Origin of the sequence: Agromyces fucosus (assembly GCF_004134865.1) — a bacterium.
GTDB lineage: Bacteria > Actinomycetota > Actinomycetes > Actinomycetales > Microbacteriaceae > Agromyces > Agromyces fucosus.
In genome coordinates, this window is sequence record NZ_SDPO01000002.1 from 216,888 (window position 1) to 240,875 (window position 23,988).

The 23,988-nt window shown below is 70.9% G+C and carries 24 protein-coding genes; 4 read left to right on the forward strand and 20 right to left on the reverse strand.

Features of this window, described 5'->3' with window-relative positions:
• The first annotated feature begins 108 nt into the window (after positions 1-108).
• A complete protein-coding gene (locus ESP57_RS06805; RefSeq protein ID WP_129231028.1) occupies positions 109-609 on the forward strand; it encodes a hypothetical protein in 501 nt (166 codons plus the stop codon).
• Positions 593-2,122 carry a multicopper oxidase family protein gene (locus tag ESP57_RS06810; protein ID WP_129231029.1) on the forward strand — a complete coding sequence of 510 codons (1,530 nt, stop codon included), beginning with the start codon at positions 593-595 and terminating at the stop codon, positions 2,120-2,122. Before ESP57_RS06805 ends, ESP57_RS06810 begins: the two co-directional genes overlap by 17 nt.
• A gap of 9 nt (positions 2,123-2,131) precedes the next feature.
• Here the strand turns inward: ESP57_RS06810 and ESP57_RS06815 are convergent, their stop codons facing one another.
• The 10 genes from ESP57_RS06815 to ESP57_RS06860 form a co-directional block, all read right to left on the reverse strand.
• Positions 2,132-2,905 carry a glucosamine-6-phosphate deaminase gene (locus ESP57_RS06815; protein ID WP_115963291.1) on the reverse strand — a complete coding sequence of 258 codons (774 nt, stop codon included), beginning with the start codon at positions 2,903-2,905 and terminating at the stop codon, positions 2,132-2,134.
• Positions 2,906-2,920: 15 nt separating this feature from the next.
• Positions 2,921-4,126 carry an ROK family transcriptional regulator gene (locus tag ESP57_RS06820; RefSeq protein WP_056005114.1) on the reverse strand — a complete coding sequence of 402 codons (1,206 nt, stop codon included), beginning with the start codon at positions 4,124-4,126 and terminating at the stop codon, positions 2,921-2,923.
• A 37-nt stretch (positions 4,127-4,163) separates the two neighbouring features.
• Positions 4,164-4,883 (reverse strand): hypothetical protein, encoded by a 720-nt coding sequence (locus tag ESP57_RS06825; protein WP_056005116.1) that lies wholly within the window; start codon positions 4,881-4,883, stop codon positions 4,164-4,166.
• Positions 4,880-6,430: a DUF3604 domain-containing protein gene (locus ESP57_RS06830; protein ID WP_129231030.1), complete on the reverse strand. Its 1,551-nt coding sequence runs from the start codon at positions 6,428-6,430 to the stop codon at positions 4,880-4,882. The genes ESP57_RS06825 and ESP57_RS06830 overlap by 4 nt, the downstream gene beginning before the upstream one ends.
• A complete protein-coding gene (locus tag ESP57_RS06835; protein ID WP_129231031.1) occupies positions 6,418-7,461 on the reverse strand; it encodes a Gfo/Idh/MocA family protein in 1,044 nt (347 codons plus the stop codon). The genes ESP57_RS06830 and ESP57_RS06835 overlap by 13 nt, the downstream gene beginning before the upstream one ends.
• Positions 7,458-8,504, reverse strand: a complete 1,047-nt coding sequence (locus tag ESP57_RS06840) for a Gfo/Idh/MocA family protein (protein WP_056005122.1) — start codon at positions 8,502-8,504, stop codon at positions 7,458-7,460. Before ESP57_RS06840 ends, ESP57_RS06835 begins: the two co-directional genes overlap by 4 nt.
• A 25-nt stretch (positions 8,505-8,529) precedes the next feature.
• The gene (locus tag ESP57_RS06845) at positions 8,530-9,591 is read right to left on the reverse strand and encodes an ABC transporter substrate-binding protein (protein WP_056005124.1); all 1,062 of its coding nucleotides are present in this window, start codon (positions 9,589-9,591) and stop codon (positions 8,530-8,532) included.
• 134 nt (positions 9,592-9,725) lie between these two features.
• Entirely contained in the window at positions 9,726-10,529 is an 804-nt protein-coding gene (locus tag ESP57_RS06850) for an ABC transporter ATP-binding protein (protein WP_129231033.1), read from the reverse strand.
• A complete protein-coding gene (locus ESP57_RS06855) occupies positions 10,516-11,343 on the reverse strand; it encodes an ABC transporter permease (protein ID WP_129231034.1) in 828 nt (275 codons plus the stop codon). The genes ESP57_RS06850 and ESP57_RS06855 overlap by 14 nt, the downstream gene beginning before the upstream one ends.
• A complete protein-coding gene (locus ESP57_RS06860; RefSeq protein WP_165877399.1) occupies positions 11,333-12,106 on the reverse strand; it encodes an ABC transporter permease in 774 nt (257 codons plus the stop codon). The genes ESP57_RS06855 and ESP57_RS06860 overlap by 11 nt, the downstream gene beginning before the upstream one ends.
• 236 nt (positions 12,107-12,342) lie before the next feature.
• Between ESP57_RS06860 and ESP57_RS06865 the strand changes: the two genes are divergently transcribed.
• Positions 12,343-13,242, forward strand: a complete 900-nt coding sequence (locus tag ESP57_RS06865; RefSeq protein ID WP_056005136.1) for an ROK family protein — start codon at positions 12,343-12,345, stop codon at positions 13,240-13,242.
• Here ESP57_RS06865 and ESP57_RS06870 read toward each other — a convergent pair.
• Both ESP57_RS06870 and ESP57_RS06875 read right to left on the reverse strand, forming a co-directional pair.
• Positions 13,167-13,589 (reverse strand): cupin domain-containing protein, encoded by a 423-nt coding sequence (locus ESP57_RS06870; RefSeq protein ID WP_129231036.1) that lies wholly within the window; start codon positions 13,587-13,589, stop codon positions 13,167-13,169. The genes ESP57_RS06865 and ESP57_RS06870 overlap by 76 nt on opposite strands.
• Before the next feature lie 2 nt (positions 13,590-13,591).
• Positions 13,592-14,968 (reverse strand): NAD(P)/FAD-dependent oxidoreductase, encoded by a 1,377-nt coding sequence (locus tag ESP57_RS06875; RefSeq protein ID WP_129231037.1) that lies wholly within the window; start codon positions 14,966-14,968, stop codon positions 13,592-13,594.
• 120 nt (positions 14,969-15,088) lie between these two features.
• On the opposite strand from ESP57_RS06875, the gene ESP57_RS06880 reads away from it, so the two are divergent.
• Positions 15,089-15,697 carry a TetR/AcrR family transcriptional regulator gene (locus ESP57_RS06880; protein ID WP_115963312.1) on the forward strand — a complete coding sequence of 203 codons (609 nt, stop codon included), beginning with the start codon at positions 15,089-15,091 and terminating at the stop codon, positions 15,695-15,697.
• Between the two features lie 15 nt (positions 15,698-15,712).
• Here the strand turns inward: ESP57_RS06880 and ESP57_RS06885 are convergent, their stop codons facing one another.
• From ESP57_RS06885 to ESP57_RS06920, 8 genes are read right to left on the reverse strand one after another with little or no spacing between them, the layout of a single operon-like run.
• Complete coding sequence (locus ESP57_RS06885) at positions 15,713-17,344, reverse strand: ABC transporter ATP-binding protein (protein ID WP_115963477.1); 1,632 nt, start codon at positions 17,342-17,344, stop codon at positions 15,713-15,715.
• Positions 17,345-17,352: 8 nt separating this feature from the next.
• Positions 17,353-18,450 (reverse strand): serine hydrolase domain-containing protein, encoded by a 1,098-nt coding sequence (locus tag ESP57_RS06890; protein ID WP_129231038.1) that lies wholly within the window; start codon positions 18,448-18,450, stop codon positions 17,353-17,355.
• Positions 18,447-19,541, reverse strand: coding sequence for a mandelate racemase/muconate lactonizing enzyme family protein (locus ESP57_RS06895; protein ID WP_129231039.1), 1,095 nt, complete (start codon positions 19,539-19,541; stop codon positions 18,447-18,449). Before ESP57_RS06895 ends, ESP57_RS06890 begins: the two co-directional genes overlap by 4 nt.
• Complete coding sequence (locus ESP57_RS06900; protein WP_129231040.1) at positions 19,538-20,041, reverse strand: GNAT family N-acetyltransferase; 504 nt, start codon at positions 20,039-20,041, stop codon at positions 19,538-19,540. Before ESP57_RS06900 ends, ESP57_RS06895 begins: the two co-directional genes overlap by 4 nt.
• Before the next feature lie 3 nt (positions 20,042-20,044).
• Complete coding sequence (locus tag ESP57_RS06905) at positions 20,045-21,214, reverse strand: anhydro-N-acetylmuramic acid kinase (protein WP_243648438.1); 1,170 nt, start codon at positions 21,212-21,214, stop codon at positions 20,045-20,047.
• Positions 21,211-22,119 (reverse strand): N-acetylmuramic acid 6-phosphate etherase, encoded by a 909-nt coding sequence (murQ, locus tag ESP57_RS06910; protein ID WP_129231041.1) that lies wholly within the window; start codon positions 22,117-22,119, stop codon positions 21,211-21,213. The genes ESP57_RS06905 and murQ overlap by 4 nt, the downstream gene beginning before the upstream one ends.
• Positions 22,116-23,003 (reverse strand): ABC transporter permease, encoded by an 888-nt coding sequence (locus ESP57_RS06915; protein ID WP_129231042.1) that lies wholly within the window; start codon positions 23,001-23,003, stop codon positions 22,116-22,118. The genes murQ and ESP57_RS06915 overlap by 4 nt, the downstream gene beginning before the upstream one ends.
• The gene (locus tag ESP57_RS06920; protein WP_129231043.1) at positions 23,000-23,971 is read right to left on the reverse strand and encodes an ABC transporter permease; all 972 of its coding nucleotides are present in this window, start codon (positions 23,969-23,971) and stop codon (positions 23,000-23,002) included. The genes ESP57_RS06915 and ESP57_RS06920 overlap by 4 nt, the downstream gene beginning before the upstream one ends.
• Between the last annotated feature and the right edge of the window lie 17 nt (positions 23,972-23,988).

Genomic DNA, 23,988 nt, shown 5'->3' on the forward strand with positions numbered 1-23,988 from the left:
CGCTGCCATGCGGCATCCGGTTCTCTGCGTTCCGGAGCTCGGCGAGGGCGACGAAGGTGTGAGGCGAGCGGATGCCGCGGACCGGCGCCGCACAAGGGAGAAGGCATCATGCGCAAGCTCTACACCGGACTCGCCTGGACGATCGCCGGCGCCGTCGTCGTGCAGGCCGCCGCGATCGCGTTCGCGTTCGGCGGCATGCTCAACCTCGTGTCCGAGGGCGGTGTCGTCGACAAGGCGCTCCTCGAGAGCTTCCAGGCGGGCGGGGTCGGCGAACTCGGGTTCATGATCCACGGCGTGGTGGGCGCGGGCCTCATCCCCCTGCTCGCACTCGCGCTGCTCGTCGTCTCGTTCTTCGTGCGAGTACGCGGTGCCCGGCTGTGGGCGGCGATCGTCCTCGGCCTCGTCGTCCTGCAGGTGACGCTCGGGTTCTCCATCACCGACATGCCCTACCTCGGGCTGATCCACGGCGCGAACGCGCTGGCCGTCGTGGTCGCGGCGTCGGTCGCCGCGATGCGCGTACGGCGCGCAGCGGTGGTGGCCGCGACAGACGCGTCGCCGGCGCCCGACCCGGCGCCCGAGGGGGCGAGCCCCGATGCCGTCTCGGCGTGAGCTCCTCAGGTGCGCCGTCGTCGGCGTCGCGGTCACGGCCGCGCTCGGCGCCGGTGCACTGGCCTGGAGTTCCACGCTGCTCGGGGAGTACTCGGTCATGACGATGGGCGGCGCCGGCGGCGGCGAAGGCGGGCACGGCGCGCACGCGGGAACCGGATCGGGTGCAGCCGAGGCATCCGTCGCCGCGGGCGCTGACGCGGCCGGCGCGGTGAGCGTGACCTCGCTCACCGCCGACCCAGACCGAACTGCCGACGTGCACGTCGAGCTCGTCGCTCGTGCGGGCACGGTCGAGGTGCCGGGCGGACGTCCCGTCGAGGGCTACACCGTGAACGGCACGTCGCCGGGGCCCGAGATCCGCGCCCGGCAGGGTGATCTCGTCGAGGTCGAGTTCGTGAACGAGTCGGTGCCCGACGGTGCCACGCTGCACTGGCACGGCATCGACGTGCCGAACGCCGCCGACGGCGTCGCGGGCATCACGCAGGACGCCGTGCCCGTCGGCGGTCGTCAGGTCTACCGCTTCGAGGCGACGGATGCCGGCACCTACTGGTACCACTCGCACCAGGTCTCCCACGTGCAGGTCGAACGCGGGCTGCTCGGCGCGATCGTGATCGAGCCCGCCGCGGCATCCGAGTCCCCGGGCGACGTCGAGACGACGGAGTTCACCGCGCTGCTGCACGTCTACGGCGGCCAGCACACGCTCAACGGCCGCGCCGACGATGCGCGGGTGGCGGCCGACCCGGGCTCGATCGTGCGGGTGCGCGTGATCAACACCGACCAGGGCACCGCAGCCCTGTGGTCGGCGTCGCCGTTCCGCGTCGTCGCGATCGACGGCCACGAGGTGAACGAGCCGGGCGTCGTCGAGGACCGGCGGGTGCTCATCCCGGCCGGTGGGCGAGCGGATGTCGCGGTGCGCGCCCCGGCCGCGGGCGACGCGGTGCGGCTCCGGGTCGGCGGCGCCCGCAGCGTCGTGATCGGCGACCCCGCGGCATCCGTACCGCCCGACCCCCGCCAGCCCTCGACGACCCTCGACCTGCTCGCGTACGGCACGCCGATGCCGCTCGCGTTCGACGCATCGGCCCCCGACCGGTCGTACGACTACGTCATCGCCCGCCGCTTCGGCATCATCGACGGGCGCCCCGGCAACTTCTGGACGATCAACGGCCGCATGTTCCCCGACGTGCCGATGTTCGAGGTGACCGAGGGCGACGTCGTGGTGATGCACCTGCGCAACGACTCGGGCGACGTGCACCCCATGCACCTGCACGGCCATCACGTCGTCGTGCTCTCACGCGATGGCGTCGAGGCAACGGGCAGCCCGTGGGTCGTCGACTCGCTCGACCTGCACCCCGGCGAGTCCTACGACGTCGCCTTCGTCGCCGACAACCCGGGCATCTGGAGCGATCACTGCCACACGCTCCCCCATGCGGTCGACGGGCTCGTCGCGCACGTCATGTACGACGGTGTCACGACGCCGTTCACGATCAACGGCGAGGCGGGCAATCGACCGGAGTGAGGGCTCAACTCACGCGCGCCAGTCGTGGACGACGGCGATCGACTCCAGCAGGTGCAGGTCGAGTGCCGAAGCTGCCTCGCCGTCGAGGTAGACGCTGAGGGCCGGATGCCGCTGCAGGACCGATGCCGGCAGATCCGTGGTCACGGGGCCGGTCAGGGCGGCCCGCACCGCTTCGGCCTTCGCCGCCCCCGTGGCGATCAGGAGTGCAGCCCGTGCCCGCATGATCGTCGCGAGCCCCTGACTGATGGAGTGGCGGGGCACCTCGTCGCGGTCCGCGAAGAAGCGGGCATTGGCGACTCGGGTCGAGTCCGCGAGCTCGACGACGCGCGTCAGCGAGCGGAAGTCGCTGCCCGGCTCGTTGAATCCGATATGGCCGTTCCGGCCGATGCCGAGCAACTGCAGGTCGATGCCGCCTGCGAGGTGGATCGCCCGTTCGTATGCCTCTGCCGCTGCCGACGGGTCGGCGTCGCCGCCGTCGGGCACGTGCACGCTCCGGTCGTCGATGCCGAGCGGATCGGCGAAGGCGCGAAGGAGAACGTTTCGGTAGCGCTCGGCATGGTCGTCGGGCAGACCGACGTATTCGTCGAGCGCGAACGCGCGCAGGGAGTCGACGCGGAACGTGCCGGCGCTCGCCCGATCGGCGAGTGCCGCGTAGACCGGTTCGGGGCTCGAGCCGGTGGCGACGCCGAGCACCGGGCGCCGGACGCCGAGCAGGGCGACCTCGATGTGACGGGCGGCGAGCGCCCCGAGGCGCTCCGCACCGGGGAGGATGTGGATGATCATGGTGCGAACGCTCCGTCAGTCGGTGAGCGATGCCGTCTCGGCGGAGGCGTCGATCGCGAGTTCGGCGGCGCCGATGAGCTCGGGTTGGTCGAGGCGAGCCGCCGCGAGGGTGGGCTCGTAGGGGATGCGGCCCTTCAGCCTGCGGGCGATCGCCGGAACGAGCAGATCTGCTGCGGCGCGACCGAAGCCGCCGCCCAGCACCACGAGCTCGGGGTTGAGCAGCACGCTCGCGTTGCCGATCGCGAGCGAGAGATCGTCGACGACCTCGTCGAACACCGCGACCGCCTGCGCATCGCCGCTGCGGACGTGGTGGAGGAACTCTTCGGTGCCGTGCGGCTCGGGGTCGGTCGATGCGACGGCGTCGGAGGACCGCGAGAGGATGCCGGCGGCGCCGACCCTGGAGTCGAGGTCGCCGAAGCCCGGCCACGGGCTCGAGAGCGATGCCCGGCCGAGCAGGGTGTAGCCGAGCTCGCCTGCTGCGCCACCGGCGCCCCGGTACAGGTGCCCGTCGAGGATGAGCGCGGCACCGACTCCCGTTCCGATCGCGACCGTCAGCACGTCGCGGTGGCCCTGTGCTGCGCCGTGCCGGTGCTCGGCGAGGGCGACGAGGTTGACGTCGTTCTCGATCAGCACCGGCAGTTGCAGCCGCTCCTCGAGCAGGGCGACGAGCGGGAAGTCGAACCACTGCAGCGCGGGAGCGAATTCGACGCGGCCGCTGTGGCGACGCACCACGCCGGGAACGCCCACCGCTACCGCGTGCACCGGGGACTTCATCGCGGCCGCCTCGTCGACGAGTTCGGTGGCGAGTGCGGCGAGGGCGTCGAAGAAGGACTTCGCCGCCCGTCTCGTGTCCGCGGCGACGAGACGCTCTCGGGTGATCAGCACCTGTGCCTCGAGGTCGGTGACGGCTCCGGCGACCTTGCGCCCGCCGATGTCGATCGCGAGCACCGAGCGGGCAGCGGCATTGAACTCGACGAGTCGTGCCGGCCTGCCGCCGGTCGACTCCGCGACGCCGGTCTCGGAGAGCACGCCGTCGTCGACGAGTCGGTCGACCAGGCGGTTGGCGGTCGCCGTGCTCAGGCCGGTGCGACGTGCGAGCTCGGACCTGGACATCGGCCCCGACGCGCGCAGCACGTCGACCAGCACCGTGCTGTTCACGCGGGAGGCGGTGCGGTTCGATGCAGTTCGCGGCGCCGTGCGGCGTTCGCTCGAGTCGGGCATGTTTCTCATCTTGGCCGTTTCTCGTTCGGTTGGGCGCTCACAGCGCGGAGATGCCGCTGATGAGGGCGAAGACGCCGCCCGCGAGCGCGACGATGCGCGTCAGCAGGTTCGCGACCGACAGCCGGATGCGATGACGCACGGCTCCCCCGACCAGCGCACCGACGCCGACCGCGGTCGCCGCGACGACGAAGAGCGGCCACGGCACCGCCACCGGCCAGCCGTGTCCCAGCACCACGAACGGAACCGTGAGCAGCAGCACGACCTGCAGGTTGGGCACGAACGACTCGCCCCAGGACTTCGCCGCACCGTGGGCCGCAGCGGCCGGGCCGCCGAGGCCCGCGAGTGCGGCCGAGACCCCGGTCATCATCCCGGCCGCGACCGGCGAGCCGACCACGGTGAGCGCCGGCCCGGCCATCCGGACGCCGACGACGATCGTCGCCGCGACGACCAGGCCGCCCGCGACGATGTTCGATGCCGCTTCGCTGAGCGATCGAGCGAGGAGCAGGGCGGGGATCATCGTGACGAGGGTGACGGCGGAGAGTGCCACGATCGCCCTGGGCTGCAGCGAGCGCCAGGTCGCGGCAAGCGCGACGAGGCTCGACATCGCGCCGATCACGGCCACGAACGGAACCGCCTGCGTGCCGAGCACCGCGAGCGCCGCCGGAGTGGCGATGAGCGCGAACCCGAGTCCCGTGATCCGCTGCGCGGCCCCGGCGATGAAGATCGTCGCGATGAGTGCGAGCCATGCCGCCGTCACCTCGCTTCGCCGCGGCGCGCCCAGATCGGCGAGCTCCAGGCGTATTGCTCGTTGTGCTGACGGACCCGCACGTAGTACCAGTCCTCAGCGGCATCCGTGCCCTCGTCCTCGACGCTCCACTCGAGGTCGAGGGCCGACGACGGTTCGGCGCGCTCGAACACGTAGCCGCCGCTGATGAAGCCGCCGAGGAAGCCGACTCGGGGGCCGGCGAGCAGTTCGCCGACCGTGTGCACGACCTCGCGCCCGTTGATGCGAGCGCGCACGGTGGTGCGGTCGTCGCCGGTCAGGTGCAACGCGATGCGCTGCGTGGCATCCGTCATCACGTTCGGGTTGCCGTTCGTGCGCGTGTTCAGCGTGACGCGTCGTTCGTCGAGCTGCTCCCACGACGAGAAAGCGTAGTGCTCGGGTTCGGCAGCACTGGGGGCGACGACGTCGTAGCCGTGCAGGCGCGGCTCGACCGCGTCGATCCTGCCGCCGTCGACCTCGATCTCGACGTCCCAGGCCGTGTCCACGCCGACCTCTCCCCACCCGAAGCCGAGGGAGACCACTCCGTGGAACCCGCCAGTTGTCTCGGCGCCCGGCGCCGGGCGTGTGCGTGCCACGACCTGGCCGTTGCGGACGAGTTCGACGTAGTCGATCGACGAGCCTCCGCGAACCGCGATGTCGAACCGGCGCACGCCGTCGGCCACGACATCGGATCCCATCGGTGCTCCGTCGAGCGAGACCGCCAGCATGATGCGGTCGCCCGTGACGCAGTACGTGCGGCGCTCCCGGATCGCCGACCAGATGCCCTCGCGCGTGAGTTCTTCGGCCCACACCATGGCGCGGCCGTACCCGTAGCTGCCCGGGTGGGCGCTGTGGTGGTCGGTCGAGCCGATGAAGCCGAACCGATGCCCGGCCGTCAGCCCGGCGTAGGCCATGCTGCCGACGTCGCGCGGCCCCATCGTGTGCAAGTACTGGCGCGGCGCGTGGTCGTCTTCACCGTTGCCGTGCATCGAGACCAGCTCGATGACCGGCGAGAGCTCTTCGGTGTACGTCGCCCAGTTGATGCCGCGAAAGCCCTTGAGGTAGCCGATGTGGTGCGGCAGCATCATGCCGGGAAGCCCCTGCCCGCCGAGGTTCCGCAACGACTGGCGGAGTTCTTCGAGGCTGCCCGAGCTCGCGGGCTCGAGCGGTCCGCGGCCGGCGCGGTAGTACACGCAGTGATCGCCGTAGGTCATCGAGTGCCACTCGAAGGAGAGGAACGAGACGAACCGGCCGTCTTCGTGCGCGGCCTCGGTGACGTCCTGCACGTGCTCCCAGCCGTCGCGCAGCCGGGTGAAGCCCTGCCTGTGGTAGTCGGCGACGTGCGCGGGGTCTTCGGGCATGTCGTGCCAGTTCGCATGGCCGGTGACCGTCGCGAAGTCGAGCTGCAGTTGCGCGTTGCGATACGCGTCCTCGATCGTGCCGTGGCCGTAGCTGATGCCGCAGTGGTTGTGCAGGTCGCCGGCGTACGCGGTGAGCCCGGCGTATCCGTCGAGCGAGGTGGTGGGTCTCAGGAGAGCCATGTCGTCCTTCCGGTCCGTGCGGATTCGTAGGCGGCCTCGACGAGTCGGAGGGCGGCTTCGGCGTCATCGAGGCCGGCCGCCGGGTCGCGGCCGTCGGCGAGCGCGTCGAGCAGGTCGGTGATGCCGAGGCCGTGGAAGCCGCCTGAGGAGAACACCGGCACGATGCCGAGGTCCTCCCACTCGCGTGCTGCTGCGGCATCCGCGCTGCGGCGCACGACCCGTCGCAGCAGCGACTCGCCGCTGAGTCCCCGCGAGGCCATGTCGACGCCACCGAGGTCGACGGTCGCGTCGCGACCGTGCACTTCGATGCTGCCGGATGCCCCGGCCATCGACCACGACGTCGTGATCGAGACGACCGGGCCGCGCCGGTACTGCACCGTGATCACGGCCGTGTCCTCCACCGCGAGGCCCGTCGCAGATGAGACGTGGGCGGTGATCGCATCCGGCTCGCCGAGCAGCCAGCGGCAGAAGTCGAGGGTGTGGATGCCCTCGTCGAGCAGCGCGCCGGCGCCCGCAGCGACCGGGTCGGTGAACCACGACGACCGGAACCCGTCGTCCCAGGCCTGCGAGTGACCGTGCCGGATCCGGACGGAGGCGATCGGGCCGAGCTCGCCCGCGGCGACCAGCCGTCGCACGGCGAGACTCGCCGGATCGAGCCGCTTCGGCAGGTTCTGGGCGAAGACGACGCCGGATGCCTCGACGGCCTGCCGTACGGCGGCGAATGACGCGAGATCGGCGGTCGGCGGCTTCTCGAGCAGCAGGTGGCAGCCGGCCTCAGCGGCCGCGACCGCGTCGTCGCGATGGTCGCTCGTCACCGAGGCGATGGCGACGACGTCGGCGTCCGCGAGGAGCGCCTCCCGTGAGTCCCAGGCCGTGGTGCCGGCCCCGGCGGCGAAGCGGGCACGGAGCACGGCGTCGCGATCCCAGACGCCGACGAGTTCGGCGTGAGGGTGCGCGGCGACCGCGGCGACCCAGTCGGTGGCGTGATAGTGGCTCAACCCGATGAAGGCCACCCGTTGCGTCTTCGTCATATCGTGCCCCGCTCCTCGCCGGGAAGTTCGATGGTGCGCTGTTCGCGCGCGGCCTGGCCGACGATCTCGGCGACGTGGAGTCCCCGCACCGCGTCACGCGCGGTGCCGTCATCTGCGCCTCGCCGCACCGAATCGATCCAGGCCCGATGGTGCCGGAATCCGAGGACCGGTTCGCGGTCGAGTTCGAGGGCCTGCCACTCGCCGCTGCGCCAATGGATGCCGATCGGCGATGACGGGGTGCGAAGCACGGCGGATGCCTCGGTGCCGTGTACCTCCATGGCGAACCGTTCGGTGCCGCCTGCCTCGGCCCAGCACTGCTCGTGCGAGACGAGCACGCCGTTCGCGAGGCGGTAGTGGGCGAGCGCGTGGTCGGGCACCGAGCTCTGGATGACCTCGCCGTCGCGCATCGTGCGCAGCGGCATCCGGGTCGCAGTCATGGCCTGCACCGAAGTGATGCGGCCGAGCAGGTGCTCCACGAGGTCGATGCCGTGAACTCCGAGTTGCCCTACGACGCCCGCCATCGGGCCGTTCCCCTGGTAGAACCAGCCGCCCCAGTCGGGCCCCGGCGTGGCGTTTCGGATCCTCGCGCTCATGATCTCGCCGAGCGCGCCGCTGCGGAGCACCGCCTCGAGCGCGACCGTCGCGTCGAGGTGCCGGTGCATGAAGCTCGCCGAGATGAGGTGCGGAGGCGAATCGGCGACGAGCGCTGCGGCATCCGCCAGCGACGCGGCCAGCGGCTTCTGCACCATCACCGCGATGCCCTCGGCGATGAGTGCGCGAGCGAGGTCGGCGTGCGTGTCGTCGGGCGTCGCGATGATCGCGACGTCGACGAGACCGCGGAGATCGCGCCAGTCCGTCAGCGCGTGCGGAGCGCCGTAGCGGGCCGCCGCGGAGACGGCCCGCTCTGGCCTGGTGGCGACGATCGCCTCGACCGGCGCATCCTCGAGCGCCGCGAGGGCGTCGAGGTGGTACGCGCTGATGAGCCCGGCACCGACGACGCCGACGCGACTGGGGAGAGGCGCGTCGCCGGTACCGGGAGTCATCTCGTGTCTCGCTTTCCGGGCCGGGTCAGCGACCGTCGGCGAACAGGAGCGCGTTGGCCATGGCCGAATCGTTCAGCCAGATCGGCTCGGTGACGTCCGTCGCGGTGCCGTTGCGCACCAGCATCTCCTGGTAGGCATTGACGCTGTCAGCGGCGTCGCCCGACTCGAAGATGTCGATGCCGCCCGGCAGGTCGACCCACTCGTAGAGGTCGATGGTGCGCTTCAGGTCCTCCTCCGTCTGCGTAACGCCCGTCTCCTCGTAGAAGCCCTGCGCGAGTTCGAGCGCCTGCTCGGGGTCGGAGGCGAACAACGCATTCGCGCGGAAGACCGCCTCGGTGAAGCGCGCGACGGCGTCGGGGTGCTCCTCGAGGAACTCCTTGCGCACGACCATCGTCGGATAGGCCGCGACGTCGAGCTTGCTCGTGTCGCAGATGTTCTCGTAGCCGTCGGCCTCGAGCTGGAACGCGAAGGGCGGGTACGCCGAGGCGGCGACGCCGTTGCCCGACTGCATCGCGGCGACGAGGTCGACCGGTGCGAGGTTCACCGCATCGATGTCGCTGATCGACAGGCCGAACTGGTCGAGGCAGCCCTCGAAGAACAGCTGGTCGGTCGAGCCCTGCGTGAAGAGCACCGGTTGACCTGCGAGCTTGTCGTCGGCGTTCTTCGCGGTGATGCCCGAGTCGCTCTTCACGTAGACGCCGTGCGCATGCGGTTCGTTGCCGAAGAAGCCGATGGTCTGGAGCTCCCAGGCGCGGCCGGCGTTGATTGCCGGCAGCTCGCCGGTGAAGGCGATGTCCCAGTCTCCACGAAGGCCCGCCTCGACCTGCGGGGCCCCGTTCGGGTACAGCTCGGCGAGCTCGACGTTCACCTCGTTCTCATCGAAGTAGCCGAGTTCCTGGGCAGCCCACCACTGGGAGAGCGCGAAGACCGGCTGCGCCCCGACGCGGATGGTGACGTCGTCGACGGCACCCGCCGAAGCCGAGGGGTCGGGGGCGGGGGCTGCCGAAGGGGCGCAACCGGAGAGCGCGACGGTTGCAGCGGCGGCGATGCTCGCGCCGACGAGCGCGATGCGGGGGATGCGACGCATGAGTGTTTCCTTCCGTGTGAGTGGTGCAGGGGCCATCCGGTGGGGATGGGGTGTGCTGTGGTGCTGTCGTGCTGTGTTTGCTGTGTTTGCTGTGTTTGCTGTTGCTGTGTTGCGGCTTGTGGGTCGGCGGTCGGTCAGGCTGGCCTGGGGCTCGAGATCTCCTCGCGGACGGAAGACCAGATGCGCTCACGCCAGTAGGCGAAGCGCTCGCTCGTGTAGGCGTCGTCGACGGGACCGCCGCGCCAGGCCTCACGGCCCTCGATCTCGACGTCCTCCTTGATCCGGCCGGGGCGCGCGGTCATCACGAGTACGCGATCGGACATGAAGACGGCCTCTTCGACGGCGTGCGTGATCATCAGGACCGTCAGCTGCTGCTCGCGGCAGATCCTGGAGATGTCCTCCTGCAGGATGATCCGGGTCTGGGCGTCGAGGGCGCCGAACGGCTCGTCCATGAGGAGCACGTCGGGTCGCATGGCCAGCGAGCGGGCGATCGCCACGCGCTGCTTCATGCCGCCCGAGAGCTGGCTCGGGTAGTGCTCCTCGAAGCCCGAGAGGCCGACCATGCCGAGGTACTGCTCGACGCGGGAGGCGCGCTCGGTCTTGCTGTGCCCGGCGACGCGGAGGCCGAAGTCGACGTTCTTGGCGACGGTCATCGCGGGATAGAGGGCGAAGCTCTGGAACACCATGCCGCGGTCGCGGCCCGGGCCGGTGACCTGCTTGCCGTCGACCGAGATCGTGCCCGACGTCGGGCTCTCGAGGCCCGCGACGATGTGCAGCAGTGTGCTCTTGCCGCAGCCCGAGGGGCCGACGAGGGTGACGAACCCGCCGCGCGGCACGTCGAACGAGACGGGGAGCAGCGCCTGGAGCGAGCCCGTGCGGGTGCTGAAGACCTTCGTGAGCTCGCTGATGCGGAGCTTCGGTGCGTCAGTGTCGGTCATCGGTGTTCCTCCAGCGCAGCAATGGGCGAGTGATGAGAATCAGGACCGTGTCGGCGATGAGGCCGATCACGGCGATGGTCAGCATGCCGACCACGATCAGGTCGGGTTGGAAGTCCTGCTGTCCGCGGATGATGAGGAACCCCAGGCCGGAGTCGGCGCTGACGAGCTCGGCGGCGATGACGGCCATGAGGCCGTTGCCGAGCGCCACGCGGAGTCCGCTGATGAGCTGCGGCAGCTCGGTCGGCACCACGACCTGCACGAGTTGGCGGGTCGCCCCGGCACCGGAGGTGCGCGCGGCCCAGACGATCTGGGAATCGATGCCGCGGGCGCCATGGTACGCGTTGATCACCATCGGCGGGAACGCCGCGATGAACACGAGGGTCACCTCGGTCACCAGGCCCGTTCCCATCCAGAGGATGGCGAGCGGGATCCAGGCGAGCGGCGGGATGGATCGCAGTGCGTTGAACAGCGGGCTGACGACCGCGTCGGCGACCCGGAACCAGCCCATGATCAAGCCGAGCGGAACGCCGATGACGACCGCCATCAGGATGCCGAGGCCCCACCTGGTGAGCGACATGCCCAGATGCCCGAAGAGCGTCTGGCCGGCGTACGGCTCGACGACGAGCCGGCCCGCCGTCGAGACGACCTCCGTCAGCGGAGGAAGCGTGCGTGCCGGGATGAGGCCGAGCAGGTCGCCGAACACGAACCAGGCGGCGAGCAGGGCGACGATGGCGACGGCGCCGCGGGTGAGGGCGGTCGGCACGGTGCGCTTGTGCGCGGTGACCTCGGCCATGGCGATGGTGTCAGTGCTCACGGGATGCTCCGTCCCAGACGAGGACGCGTCGGAACGCGAACTTCAACAGGAAGGTCATCAGGATGCCGAGCAACCCGATGAGGATCATGCCGACCATGATGATGTCGGCTTGGAACGCTGAGCGGGCGATCTGCATCATGTAGCCGATGCCGGCCTGGGCCGCGAGCAGCTCAGCGGCCACAAGCGTCATCCAGGCGCCGGTGAGTGCGAGGTTCGTGCCGATCAGGATGCGCGGGAGCGCCGTCGGCACCACGACTCCGCGCAGCGTCGTCATGCGGGACGCGCCGGCCACGCGAGCTGCGCCGATGAGGGCAGGGTCGACGCCGCGCACGGCCTCGTACGCGTTGATCACGCACGGGGCGAACGCCGCCATGACCACGACGAAGATGCGAGCGCCCGGCGTGATGCCGAACCACAGCAGCGCGAACGGCGTCCACGCGATCGGCGGGATCGGCCGGATCAGGTTGAACAGCGGCTCCAGGTACTCGCGCATGCGGCGGTTCCATCCGAAGAGCACGCCGAGCGGAACGCCGACGAGCACTGCGATGATCCATCCGGCCACCACGACCTGGAGGCTCGCCCAGAGGTGGGCCATCAGTGTCGAACCTTGGTACGGATTGCCCAGCATCCAGATGAACCGGTTCCAGACCGTGACGGGCGAGGGAAGCATGACCGAGGGGGCGAGCTTCCAGACGTCGCTTGCGAGGTACCACAACAGCACCGCGAGCACGACGGACGCCACCGAGACTGCCCCGAGTCGCATTCTCCTGCTCACCCGTCGCACCTCCATCCTTGTGATCGTTTGTTCTTCTCAGGTTGAGATGAAGGCAATACTGCATCGGCGGAAATCAAATGTCAACACTCGAATGACATTCGACCCCAACCCGCCGCCCGGTGGCCCTCGCAGGCCATACACGGCACGAGTTCGCGACATTTGTCGGGTCGGCGGGATTTCCAGTCTGACTTCATTCTTTTTTCTCTATTTGATATAAAGACCTCATGACGTTCTCTCCCATCGGAGCCACGACTCCGAGATTCGTCGGTATCGACATCGGCGGCACGAAGGTTCGCGCCATCGTCGCGGATGCCGAATGCCGCCGACTCGCCGACGCGACCGAGCCGACCTCCCAGGATGTCCTGGCGCAGGTTCGGCGTCTCGTCGTCGAGCTCGGGGAGGGCGCCGCAGCGGCCGTCGGCATCGGCGTTCCGGGCACCGTGGATCCGCTGAGCGGGATCGTCAGCAAGGTACCGAACGTCGCCGCGCTCGACGGCCTCCCCCTCGCCAGGCAGCTGGCGCTGGAATTCGGCATCCCCGTCGCGGTCGAGAACGACCTCATCGCGGCGGCCCTCGCGGAACTGCAGGTCGGCGGGCACGGTGACAGCATGGTCGCCGTCATCGCCGCCGGCACCGGCATCGGGCTCGGCCTCGTCTACCGCGGCGAGCTCGTGCGCGGTGCGCGCGGCGCGGCCGGCGAGATCGCCGACATCCCACTCGACGGCGGAGGAGTGCTCGAGGACCGACTGTCGATCCGGGGTCTCATCGCCGGATATCGTCGCGCAGGCGGCCCCGTCGACCACGGCGTGCCCGAGATCCTCGCGCGCGCGGAACGCCACGACCCTGCGGCGTTCGCTGCGGTCGACGAGTACGCCCGGATGCTCGCGTTCGCCGTGCGGACGGTGGTCGCGGTCGTCGACCCGGCGCGCGTCGTCCTCACCGGCGGTCTGGGCAGCAGCGATCTCGTAGTCGGCAGGCTTCGCCTGCATCTCGACGAGTCGATGAGTCGTCGCGTCACTGCCAGCGAACTCGGCGCCGACTCACCCGCTCATGGCGCGATGCTGCTCGCGCTCAACGCCGTCTCGTCGCCCGTCCCGGTGGCGACGTCGTCGACGATCACGTAGAGCTTGCGCACGGTCTCGTGCACGACCCACACCCCGCGCCATCCGCTCGGCATGACGAGGGTGTCGCCGGCGTCGAGCGTGACGGGCTCGTCGCCGTCGACCTCGATCGAGACGCGACCCGAGAGGATCTGGCAGATCTCGGTGTAGCCGTCACGCGTAGCCGTGAACCGGCCGGGCGTGCACTCCCAGTAGCCGACGTCGAGACCGGCACGAGCCCAGAGCGAGTCGGATGCCTCGAGCACGCCGTCGGTCACGGCGGTGGCCTTCGGCGAACGGTCGCCGAGGTCGCGCTCGAGCGGGCCGAGTCCGGCGACGGTCGGAGCGGCAAGCTGCTGCTGCTGCTGCATGGTCAGCGCCCTGCGACGAGGTCGGCGAGGTGGGCGATCGGCGAGGTGGTCGCGCGGCCGCGCAGCTCGGAACGGTCGGCCGCGTGATACGCCCCGTAGATGGCCTGCACGGCCAGCCAGCGGAGCGGCTCGATCTCCCACTTGCGGGCACGGTGCCCGACCCACGGCAGGCGGGTGAGCGCGGTGTCGCGGCCGAGCACGAGGTCGCGCAACGTGCGGCCGGCGAGGTTCGTCGCGGTCACGCCGGTGCCGACGTAGCCGCCCGCCCAGCCGAGGCCGGTGGCGCGGTCGTGGCCGACGGTGGCCGCCCAGTCGCGGGGAACGCCGAGCACTCCCGACCAGGCGTGGTCGATCGCGGCATCCGCTGCCATGGGGAAGAAGCGAGCCAGCAGCGCGCCGAGACTGTCGATCGTGGCCTGCTGGGTGCGGCCGTCCTGATCGACGCGCGAGCCGTAGCGGTACGGCACGCCGCGGCCGCCGAACGCGATGCGGTCGTCGGCGGTGCGCTGCGCGTACATGTAGACGTGGGCCATGTCGCCGAGCACCTCGCGGCCGTTCCAGCCGATCTCGTCCCACACGGATGCCGCGAGCGGCTCGGTCACGATGAGCGACGAGTTCATCGGCAACCACGTGCGGTGCTCGCCCCGCAGGTCGGGCGTGAAGCCCTCGGTGGCACGCAGGATGTGGGCGGCGCGCACGGTGCCATGGTCGGTGCGAGCCTCGCCGGGACGGATCTCGGTGACCGTGGTGCCCTCGTAGATCGTCACCCCGAGGCGCTCGACCGCTCCGGCGAGGCCGAGGGCGAGCTTCGCGGGGTGGATGCGCGCACAGTGCGGATGCCAGGCGGCACCGAGCATGCCGGCGACGTTGACGCGAGCGGTCGCCTCCTTCGTGTCGAGCAGCTGCACGTCGGTCGCCGGCCAGGACTGCTCGGCCGCGACATACGACTTCAGGCGGGCGAACTGGGCCGGCGTGTACGCGACCTCGAGCTCGCCGCCCTTGTGCAGGTCGGCGTCGATCCCCTCGGCGCCGGCGACGGCGATGACCTCGTCGACGGTCTCGTTGAGCGCCACCTGTTGTGCGATCGCGGCCTCGCGCCCGTGCGTCTTCACGTACTGCTCGCGTCCGCCGGTGACGGAGTTGGTGAGCCATCCGCCGTTGCGGCCCGAAGCGCCGTACCCGGCGAAGCGCCGCTCGAGCACGGCCACGCGCAGGTCGGGCTGGTCGCGCTTCAGGTAGTACGCCGCCCAGAGGCCGGTGTAGCCGGCGCCGACGATCGCGACGTCGACGTCGACGTCGAGGTCGCCGGGCAGCGCCGGACGAGGCGTCGGCAGGCCGACCTGCTGCAGCCAGAACGAGACGCCGCCGTTCGCGGTCATGGGTTCCTCTCCGGTGAGATCGATGAAGTATCGGCGTGTTTTACAACAATGTTTTGAAACGTACCCGCGGTGGTGGCAGGCTGTCAACCGAGAGTTGTCAGCAGAGAGAGGGAGGTCGCCGTGCCGATCGACGTCGACGCCGATGAACGCTTCGCCGACATCGCCCGCGCGACGGTCGAGGTCGCCCGCGAGCGCGGCACCCGCGCCGTGACACTGCGCGCCGTCGCCGATCGCCTCGGCCGCTCGACGGCGTACATCACCAACTTCGTGCCCTCGCGCGCGCACCTCATGGCCAATGCCCTCGACCACGCCCGCACGCAGTGGGATGCCGAGCGACGCGACCATCTCGGCGAGCTCGTCGGCGTCGAGCGGCTCGCCGCACTCGCCCGGTGGATGTGCACGTCCGACCCCGAGGAGAACGTGCTGCGCAGCCTCTGGATCGAGGTCATCGCCGACGTGCACGGCGCGAACGAGCGCGCCTACCGCGTCGTGCGAGGCGTGACGGATGCCACGTACGAGAAGTTCCTCGACGGCGCCGAGCACGTCGAGCACGACGGGGCATCCGTCGATCGCGAGACGGCCGCGCACATCGCCGACATCCTCTACCTCTACTGCCGCGGCTACGAGGTCAAGGCCGTCGAGGACCCGGCGTCGTGGACGGATGCACGTGTGCAGGCCTCGCTCGAGGTGCTGCTGCGCACGCTCGTGTTCGGGCGCCCGCCGATCTAGCCGACGCCCGATGACTCACGACGCCAGGGTCGCCCCGGGGATCGCCGCGAGGAGTTCGCGGGTGTACGGGTCCTGCGGGTCGTCGAAGATCTGCTCGGGCGTGCCGCTCTCGACGATGCGGCCGCGCTGCATCACGTGCACCTCGTCGGAGATCATGCGCACGACCGCGAGGTCGTGGCTGATGAAGAGGTAGCTGAGGCCGAGGCGGGCCTGCAGCCCGGCGAGCAGTTCGAGGATCTGCGCCTGCACGAGCACGTCGAGCGCCGAGACGGCCTCGTCGAGCACCACGAGCTCGGGCTCGAGGGCGAGGGCACGGGCGATCGCGACGCGCTGGCGCTGGCCGCCCGAGAGCTCGTGCGGGAGGCGCGAGGACATCGCCGTCGGCAGGGCGACCTGCTCGAGCAGCTGCGCGACCCGCGTGCGGCGGCTCGCGGCGTTGCCGATGCGGTGCACCTTGAGCGGCTCGGCGATCGACTCCTCGACCGTGTACCGCGGGTCGAGCGAGGCGTACGGGTTCTGGAAGACGGGCTGCACGCGGCGCCGGAACGCGAAGAGCTCGCGGCGCTTCAGAGCCGTCAGGTCGGTGCCGTCGAAGGCGATGCGGCCCGAGGTGATCTGCTCGAGCCCGAGCACGAGGTTCGCCGTCGTGGACTTGCCCGACCCCGACTCCCCCACGATCGAGACCGTCTTGCCGCGCGGGATCGTGAAGCTCACGCCGTCGACGGCGGTGAACGTCGTCGGCTCCCCCGCCTTGGGCGACCGGAGGTGGAACTCCTTGCGGAGGTCGCTGACCTCGACGAGCGGACGGGTGTCGGCCTCGCCGCCGCGGATCGGCAGGGGCTCCCGTCGCGAGGCGAGGCTCGGCGCGGCAGCGAGGAGCTGCTTCGTGTAGTCGTGCTGCGGATTCTCGAGCACCTCCTGCGACGTGCCGGTCTCGACGATGCGGCCGCGGAACATCACGACGATGCGGTCGGCGCGCTCGGCGGCGAGCGCGAGGTCGTGCGTGATGAGGAAGACCGCGGTGCCCATCTCGCCGGTGAGCTGGTCGAGCTGGTCGAGGATGCGGCGCTGCACCGTGACGTCGAGGGCCGACGTCGGCTCGTCGGCGATCAGCAGTCGCGGCTGGCACGCGAGACCCATGGCGATGAGGGCGCGCTGGCGCATGCCGCCCGAGAACTCGTGCGGATACTGCCGCGAGCGCTGCTCGGGGTCGGGGATGCCGACGAGCTCGAGCAGTTCGACCACGCGGGCCCGCACGGCGTCGCCGGTGCCGTACCCGTGCACCTCGAGCGCCTCGCCGATCTGCTCGCCGACCCGCATGAGCGGATTGAGGTTCGACATCGGGTCCTGCGGTACGAGGCCGATGCCCGCGCCGCGGAGCTTCACGAGCTCGTTCTCGCCGAGTTCCGTGATCTCCCGGCCCTCGAAGCGGATGCTGCCCGCGGTGATGACGCCGTTCTCCGGCAGCAGCCGGTTGATCGCGGCGGCGGTGGTCGACTTGCCCGAGCCCGACTCGCCCACGATCGCGACGGTCTCGCCGGCCGCGACGTCGATCGAGACGTCGTCGACGGCGGTGACGAGCTCCCCGCCCGAGCGGAAGGCGATCGAGAGGCCGCTGATGCGGAGCACCGGTTCGTTCGTGGTCATGGTCGCGTTCACTCCTGTGTGCTGAGGGCCGAGGCGAGCGCGTCGAGCACGCGCCGCCAGAGGATGTCGGTGGGTGCCGGCTCGGCCGCGAGCAGGCGGTTGCTCGCGAAGGCCACGGCGATGCCGCGCCCGGGCACGAAGCCCACGGCGCAGCCGGTGAATCCGGGGTGCCAGAGCAGCGGCATCCGCTCGCCCTGCACGATGAGTTCGCGACGCCGCCAGCCGAGCGCCTGCTCGGCGTCGGGTCCGGCGGCGATGACGTCGGCCGTGATGTCGGGGTTCCAGAGCTCGGGCCGTTCATCGGCGCGGCTGAGCGCGGCGGCGACCTCGAGCACGTCGTCGACGGACCCGAAGAGCCCGGCATGCCCCGCGACACCGCCGAAGGCATGGAAGCAGTTGCCGTCGTTGGCCTCGCCGTTGACGGGCGCGGTGCGCCAGGCGAAGCCCGCATCGCTCCATGCGACGGGGTACGGATGCCCCGTGGCGACCATGCGGCGTTCGGCCTCGTCTCCGCGGGAACTCGTCGCGGCCTCGACCTCGACGGGCCCGTAGCCGAGTGAGCTGAGGCCGAGCGGGCGCACGACGAGCTCGCGCACGGCCAGGTCGAGCGGCTGTCCGGCCGCGGCCTCGACGACCCGGCCGAGGTGCATGAACCCGAGGTCGGAGTAGTGCCGCTCGCTGCGCGCGGCGTACCGGAGCGGCAGCGCGTCGATCGTGGCGAGCGGGTCGTCGCCAGGGGCGAGGTAGAGCGGCTGCCACTCCCAGAGCCCGGCGCGGTGCTGCAGGAGGTCGCGGATGCTCGTCTCGGCATCGCCCCCGTAGCTCGGCACGAACCTCGTGACGAGGTCGTCGAACCCGAGCTCGCCCATCGAGGCGAGACGGTGCAGCGCGGTGGTCGTGCCGACGACCTTGCTCACCGAGGCGAGATCGTGCACCGTGCCGCGACGCATCGCTCCGGCGACGGGCCGCTCGGGCGCGGCGAGGCCGGCCGCGGCGACGTGTCGTGCTCCGTCGACGTCGATGCCGATCACGCAGCCGGCGGGTGCCCCGACGCCGGGCGCGACGATCGCCTCGGCAGCGGCGAGGAGGATCTCGTGGGAGCTCATGCGGCCACCTGCCTTGCGAGCCCGAGGATCCCGAGACCAGCAGCATCCGCGAGCACGGCTCGATCGCCCGCATACTCGAGCCCGCCGTCGACAGGGGACGTACGCAGCCACAGCCCGGCGTCGAGGTCGTGCACCGCTGCCGGGCGGATCGCGGCGGCGAGCGATGCGGCGGAGGCCACGCCCACGGCGCTCTCCATCATGCAGCCGACGAGCACCTCGACGCCCGCGGCCCGAGCCTCGGCGGCGAGGCGCAACGCCTCGGCGGGTCCGCCGGTCTTGGCGAGCTTGATGTTGACGAGGTCGGCGGCGCGGCGGCGCACGATGCGGCGCAGGTCGAGGCTCGTCCACACCGACTCGTCGGCGAGGATCGGAGTGTCGACGGCGGCCGTCACCTCGGCGAGGCCGTCGAGATCAGCGGCGGCCACGGGCTGCTCGACGAGTTCGAGGCCCACGCCCGCGTCCTCGGCCTCGCGGATGACCCGGATCGCGGCGCCGGGCGTCCACGCCTGGTTCGCATCGACGCGCAGCACGACCGCCGGTCCGAGTTCGTCGCGCAGCGCCACGAGTGCCGGCACGACCGCCTCCTCAGCGGCCGCCTTGACCTTGATGCAGCCGAACCCGTCGTCGACGTGCGCACGGGCGCGTTCCACGAGTCCGTCGACGGAGCCCGCCGAGAGCGTCATGTCGGTGCGCACGTGCGCGATGCCGTGCTCGGCGCCGAAGAGGTCGGCGACGCGGCATCCGGCGACCTGCGCGGCCAGGTCGGTCAGCGCGCACTCCACGGCGCTCCTCGCCGAGCGGTTGCCGACGACCGCGGCGGCGATGGCGGCCGCCCACCGCTCCTGCTCGGCGATCGGGACGCCGAGCACGGCCTCGGCGATCGGCCCTGCGACCGCCGCCCGCACGCTCTCGGGGCTCTCCCCGGTCACGCGCCAGCTCGTGGGCGCCTCGCCCCACCCGCTGCGCCCGTCGCCGTCGACCGCCTCGACGAGCATCACGTCGATCTCGTCTGCGCGGCGGATCGCCGTGACGAAGGGGCGCACGAGCGCGCTCGGCACCCGGTGCACCCGGAGTTCGACGAGCCGGGTCATGCCGGCCCCCGTCCACCACGACGGAGTCGAAGCTCCGGCTCGCCGAACTCCGCCTGCGTGCGCATTCCACCGTCGGGCAGCCATCCACGGCCCCGGTAGAACGCGATCGACGGCGCGTTCGCAGCGAAGACCCAGAGCGCCACGGAATCCGCGCCGCCGGCGCTGAGGGACTCGAACGCGGCATCGAGCAGGCGCGTGCCGAGGCCGAGACCCCTGGCGTCGGGCGAGACGTAGAGCGAATGCACCGCACCGCCACGGCCCTCCTGCCCGGGCGCGAAACGGGCGACGCCCTGCACGAGGCCGTCGTGCTCGGCGACGAGCACCGTGCCCTCGGTGGAGAGGAGCACCCGGCGCCAGAGCGCCTGCGCACGGTCATCCGTCATCGCCTCGATCGCCGCAGCCGGCAGCACGCCGACGTAGCTCTCACGCCAGCACGCGAGGAAGACGGCGACGATCGCGTCGCGGTCGTCGCTCGTCGCGGGGCGAAGCGTCACGGCCATGGTTCAGCGACCCTCCTCGAGCACGAGCGACCGGAGGCCGTCGACCGGCTTCGGCAGCACGAGCGGCCCGTCACCCGGGGTGATGGTGCCGAGGATGCGTGGGGCACGGGCCCCGGTGCCGCCGGGGACGGTGGCAGGAATGCCGTGCAGGGTGCACCAGCCGATGAGGGCGAAGGCGATGGCCTCCTTGCTGTCGGCCGGGGCTCCGAGCTCGTCGGCGAGCACCACTTCGACGTCGGGAAGCGCCGCGCGCAGCCCGTCGAGGATCAGCGGATTGCGGCATCCGCCGCCCGAGACCGCCAGGAAGCCGATGCCGGCCGCACGCACGTCGCGGGCGACCGACTGCACCGTGAGCTCGGTGAGGGTTCGCACGAGGTCGGCGACCTCGAGTGAACGGCCGAGCCGCGCCTCGGCGTCGCGCACGTAGGCGAGGTGGAAGTGCTCCTTGCCCGTGCTCTTCGGCGCGGTCAGCGCGTAGTACGGGTCGGCGAGGAGCAGTGCGAGCAGTTCGTCGTCGACGGTGCCGCCCGATGCGATTCGGGCATCGTCGTCGTAGCCGAGGTCGTTCAGCGCCTCGTCGACGACGACCGCGTCGACGAGCGCGTTCGCCGGACCGATGTCGTAGGCGACGAGCGAGCCCTCGCCGACGACGGTCATGTTGGAGATGCCGCCGAGGTTCAGTGCGGCCGAGACACCCGAACGCCCGCGGAGCAGCAGCTCGTCGAGGAAGGAGACGAGCGGTGCGCCATGACCGCCGGCGACGATGTCGCGGATGCGCACGTCGGAGACGACGGGCACTCCCAGCCGTTCGGCGATCCACGCAGGCTGGCCGATCTGCAGCGTGCCGAGCGCGTGCGCGCCGTCGACCCAGTGGTAGACGGTCTGCCCGTGAGAGGTGACCGCGTCGACCCCGCCGACCGCATCGCGAGCGGCGAGGGCCGCATCGGCGAACGCCTGGCCGATGAGCGTGTCGAGCTCGCAGATCTCGGCGAGCGTCGTCCGCGCCGGCGGCAGGGCGGCGATCAGCCGCTCGCGCAGGGCGGGCGCGTACGACGTCGTGGCGTCGTGGAGCACACGCCCCGAGAGCACGCCGCCGCGCTCGGAGAACTCGACGACGGCGACGTCGATGCCGTCGTGCGAGGTGCCGGAGATCATGCCGAGAACACGCATCATGCACCTTCCATCGCGGGCCGGAGTCGGCCGCCTGCTGCAGCCAGGCGCGCCTCGGCCTCTGACTGCGAGAGCCCGCGAGCGAGCACGAGCACCGAGGTCTTCACGTCGTAGTCGTTGCCATCGAGGGTGGCGGCCGCCCGCTCGCGCGGCACCCCGGCGATCTCGGCCACCATCCGCACCGCGCGGTCGCGGAGCTTGTGGTTCGTGGGCTTCAGGTCGACCATGAAGCTGCCGTAGGTCTTGCCCTGGCGCACCATCACGATCGTCGAGAACATGTTGAGCACGAGCTTCTGCGCCGTGCCCGCCTTCAGCCGCGTCGAGCCCGTGAGCACCTCGGGGCCGACGGCCACCTCGATCGGGAACTCGGCGGCGGCGCTCAGCGCCGTGTCGACGTTGCACGAGAGGCCCACCGTGAGGGCACCGAGCTCGCGAGCCCGTTCGACGGCCGCGATCACGTACGGCGTGCGACCGCTCGACGCGATGCCGATGACCGTGTCGAGCGGGCCGATCCTCGCCTCGTCGATCGCGGCGGCACCGGCGTCGGCGTCGTCTTCAGCGCCCTCCGTCGGGGTGACGATCGCCGACGCGCCGCCCGCCATGATCGCGAAGACCAGCTCGGGCGGCGTGCTGAACGTCGGCGGGCACTCCGAGGCGTCGACCACGGCGATGCGACCGGGGGTGCCGGCGCCCACGTAGACGAGTCGCCCGCCACGCGACATCCGCTCGCTCGCCGCCTCGATCGCCGGAACGATCTGCGGGAGGGCGCGTTCGACCGCGCCGGGGACCGTGGCGTCGGCCTCGTTCATGGCCGCGGCGATCTCCGCCACGCTCATGCGGTCGAGCTCGGCGTAGCGCGGGTTGCTCGCCTCGGTGGCGAGATCCGCCAGGTCGTCGTCGAGCGTCATTTCTTTCCTCTGTTTCTGGGGTCGAGTGCGTCGCGGAGACCGTCACCGAGCAGGTTCAGTCCCACGACGAGGAGGACGACGACCGCGCCGGGCGCGATCATGGTCCACGGCGCGATGCCGATGAGGGTGCGCGCCTCGAAGATCATGGAGCCGAGCGACGGGGCCGGCGGCGGGGTGCCGAGGCCGAGGAAGCTCAGCGAGGCCTCGGTCAGCACGGCCCACGAGAGCGAGAGCGTGACCTGCACGATGATGATCGACGCGATGTTGGGCAGCACGTGCCGGAACATCACCATCGAGCGGCTCTGCCCCGTGCTCGTCGCGGCCTTCACGTACTCGATCTCGCGGAGCGAGAGCACGGGCCCGCGGGTCACGCGGATGAAGATCGGCACGTAGACGATCGCGATGGCCACGGCGATCGTGAACCAGTTGCGATCGAAGACCGACGCGAGCGACAGCGCGAGGAGCAGCGGCGGGAACGCGAACAGCACGTTCGTGACGCCCGAGATAACGCCGTCGGAGACGCCGCGGTAGAACCCGGCGACGAGGCCGCAGAACGTGCCCACGAGGGTGGCGAACGCCACCGCGACGAGCGAGATGAGGGCCGAGTTGGCGACACCCGCCGCCACGCGCGAGAACACGTCGCGGCCGAACTGGTCGGTGCCGAACCAGTGCTCGGCCGACGGCGGCTGCAGCCGGGCCGGCGGATCCTGCGCGATCGGGTCGTAGGGCAGCAGGCCGAATGCCGAGAGCAGGCTGAGCACGCCCAGCAGGACGACGATGATGAGGCCGACGAGGCCGCTCCGGCTGCGGAGGAGCAGGCGCACCCGCTCCATGGTCCGTCCGCCGCCCGGAGCGAGGGTCGCGGTCTGAGTGATGTCGGTCATGCGGCACGCACCCTCGGGTCGATCATGCGGTAGAGCACATCGGTCAGCAGGTTCACGATCACGAACGAGAGCGCGATGATCAGCACGGTGCTCTGCACGAGCGCGTACTCCTTCTGCTGGATGCCGAGCAGCACCTGGCGGCCGATGCCCGGCAGCGAGAAGATCTGCTCGACCACGACGGCGCCGCCGAGCAGGTAGCCGAACTGCAGGCCGGTCATCGTGACGATGGGTACGAGCGCGTTGCCGAGCACGTGCTTGGCCTGGAGCCGGCGGGGCGGAACGCCCTTCGCCTTCGCCGTGCGAATGAAGTCGTTCGAGCGGATCTCGAGCACGGCCGTGCGCGTCGTGCGCATGATGGGGGCCGCGATGCCGAAGCCGAGCACGATCGACGGCAGGAGCATCTGCTGCAGGTTCAGCCACGGGTCGTCGACGAGGTAGGCGTAGCCCTCGCCGTTGGGGTTGAACCCGAAGCTCGAGGCGAGCACCGCGAGGAGGGTCGTCGCGAGCAGGAAGGCGGGGATCGAGAGCCCCGCGAGACCGACGACCTGACCGAAGGCATCACGGGGAGAGTCGGGCCTCGACGCCGACAGCATTCCGAGCGGGATGCCGATGAGGAGCGCGAGCACGATCGAGAAGATCGCGAGCTCGATGGTCACGGGAAGCGACTGCGCCGTCAGCTCGAGCACGCTCTGCTGCGCGCGCGCCGAGAAGCCGAGGTTGCCGGTGAAGACGTTGCCGAGCCAGCTGAAGAACTGCACGATGAGCGGCTGGTCGAGACCGTAGTACGCCTCGAGCTGCTGCTGCTGGGCGGGTGTGAGGGCCGCGGCCTCGGTGCCGAGGCCGGCCGTGATCTGGTTGCCGGGGATCGCCCGCAACATGATGAAGACGAACACCGCAACGCCGAGCAGCGTCGCCAGTGCGGCGAGGATGCGCCGGAGCACCGGGTTCCTGAAGAGTCGTCGAAGCATGGTCTTCCGTGGGTTGG

Bases quoted from the DNA above. Each gene is read 5' to 3' on its own strand.
- ESP57_RS06805 (WP_129231028.1), top strand. From the start codon at position 109: ATGCGCAAGCTCTACACCGGACTCGCCTGGACGATCGCCGGCGCCGTC.
- ESP57_RS06810 (WP_129231029.1), top strand. From the start codon at position 593: ATGCCGTCTCGGCGTGAGCTCCTCAGGTGCGCCGTCGTCGGCGTCGCG.
- ESP57_RS06815 (WP_115963291.1), bottom strand. From the start codon at position 2,905: ATGATCATCCACATCCTCCCCGGTGCGGAGCGCCTCGGGGCGCTCGCC.
- ESP57_RS06820 (WP_056005114.1), bottom strand. From the start codon at position 4,126: ATGCCCGACTCGAGCGAACGCCGCACGGCGCCGCGAACTGCATCGAAC.
- ESP57_RS06830 (WP_129231030.1), bottom strand. From the start codon at position 6,430: ATGGCTCTCCTGAGACCCACCACCTCGCTCGACGGATACGCCGGGCTC.
- ESP57_RS06835 (WP_129231031.1), bottom strand. From the start codon at position 7,461: ATGACGAAGACGCAACGGGTGGCCTTCATCGGGTTGAGCCACTATCAC.
- ESP57_RS06840 (WP_056005122.1), bottom strand. From the start codon at position 8,504: ATGACTCCCGGTACCGGCGACGCGCCTCTCCCCAGTCGCGTCGGCGTC.
- ESP57_RS06845 (WP_056005124.1), bottom strand. From the start codon at position 9,591: ATGCGTCGCATCCCCCGCATCGCGCTCGTCGGCGCGAGCATCGCCGCC.
- ESP57_RS06850 (WP_129231033.1), bottom strand. From the start codon at position 10,529: ATGACCGACACTGACGCACCGAAGCTCCGCATCAGCGAGCTCACGAAG.
- ESP57_RS06860 (WP_165877399.1), bottom strand. From the start codon at position 12,106: ATGCGACTCGGGGCAGTCTCGGTGGCGTCCGTCGTGCTCGCGGTGCTG.
- ESP57_RS06865 (WP_056005136.1), top strand. From the start codon at position 12,343: ATGACGTTCTCTCCCATCGGAGCCACGACTCCGAGATTCGTCGGTATC.
- ESP57_RS06870 (WP_129231036.1), bottom strand. From the start codon at position 13,589: ATGCAGCAGCAGCAGCAGCTTGCCGCTCCGACCGTCGCCGGACTCGGC.
- ESP57_RS06875 (WP_129231037.1), bottom strand. From the start codon at position 14,968: ATGACCGCGAACGGCGGCGTCTCGTTCTGGCTGCAGCAGGTCGGCCTG.
- ESP57_RS06885 (WP_115963477.1), bottom strand. From the start codon at position 17,344: ATGACCACGAACGAACCGGTGCTCCGCATCAGCGGCCTCTCGATCGCC.
- ESP57_RS06890 (WP_129231038.1), bottom strand. From the start codon at position 18,450: ATGAGCTCCCACGAGATCCTCCTCGCCGCTGCCGAGGCGATCGTCGCG.
- ESP57_RS06895 (WP_129231039.1), bottom strand. From the start codon at position 19,541: ATGACCCGGCTCGTCGAACTCCGGGTGCACCGGGTGCCGAGCGCGCTC.
- ESP57_RS06900 (WP_129231040.1), bottom strand. From the start codon at position 20,041: ATGGCCGTGACGCTTCGCCCCGCGACGAGCGACGACCGCGACGCGATC.
- ESP57_RS06905 (WP_243648438.1), bottom strand. From the start codon at position 21,214: ATGATGCGTGTTCTCGGCATGATCTCCGGCACCTCGCACGACGGCATC.
- murQ (WP_129231041.1), bottom strand. From the start codon at position 22,119: ATGACGCTCGACGACGACCTGGCGGATCTCGCCACCGAGGCGAGCAAC.
- ESP57_RS06915 (WP_129231042.1), bottom strand. From the start codon at position 23,003: ATGACCGACATCACTCAGACCGCGACCCTCGCTCCGGGCGGCGGACGG.
- ESP57_RS06920 (WP_129231043.1), bottom strand. From the start codon at position 23,971: ATGCTTCGACGACTCTTCAGGAACCCGGTGCTCCGGCGCATCCTCGCC.